We start from the raw sequence: 757 nt of genomic DNA on the forward strand, positions 1-757 counted from the left end.
GGATCACCTCCTTTCTAAGGAAGAAGAAGTAAGGGTTTTATATACTGTTGAGTTTTCGAGGATGACAATTAAAGATTGAAATCCAGGAAATGAAAGATTTCCGGTGTCGATGCGCTTAGGGGACACACCCGTTCCCATCCCGAACACGATGGTTAAGACCTAAGCGGCCGATGATACTATGCTGGAGACGGCATGGGAAAGCAGGTGGATGCCGGATTCATTATGGGGGTGTAGCTCAGTTGGGAGAGCACCTGCCTTGCAAGCAGGGGGTCAAGAGTTCGAATCTCTCCATCTCCATTTGCCGAAAGCAACTTAATGAAAGCGAGTCGAAGACGAAGCTTGAATTTAGTGCGAGGCAGTTCACGAACCTTAACGAATGTAAGTGAGTTTAGTTGAGTGAACATACTATGTACCTTGAAAACTGCATATTGAAAATCTGATACAAAGTTCAAACCGARAGGTTTGAAACAAATATCAAGACATCCGAGGTGTTACACGAAAGTGTAACCAAACAAACCAAAAACAAGCAATTATTAATTGTAAACACCATAAGCCAAAGATGCAACGCTATGCATCTGAGAGGAACACCGTACCCGCGGTGTGAATCAATTGGTTAAGCTAATAAGAGCGCAGGGTGGATGCCTTGGCACTAAGAGCCGATGAAAGACGTGATAAGCTGCGAAAAGCTTCGGGGAGGAGCAAATATCCATTGATCCGGAGATATCTGAATGGGGAAACCCGGCTGAGAAGACCTCAG

1 tRNA gene and 2 rRNA genes are annotated in these 757 nt (G+C 45.0%); all 3 read left to right on the forward strand.

Features of this window, described 5'->3' with window-relative positions:
- Positions 1-99: 99 nt before the first annotated feature.
- Positions 100-217: ribosomal RNA gene (gene rrf, locus C7U56_RS15355) — 5S ribosomal RNA — on the forward strand.
- Between the two features lie 7 nt (positions 218-224).
- Positions 225-297 (forward strand) — tRNA-Ala (locus C7U56_RS15360).
- 314 nt (positions 298-611) lie between these two features.
- A 23S ribosomal RNA gene (locus C7U56_RS15780) occupies positions 612-757 on the forward strand; the annotation flags it as partial.

Source organism: Clostridium fessum (genome assembly GCF_003024715.1).
GTDB classification, from domain to species: domain Bacteria; phylum Bacillota; class Clostridia; order Lachnospirales; family Lachnospiraceae; genus Otoolea; species Otoolea fessa.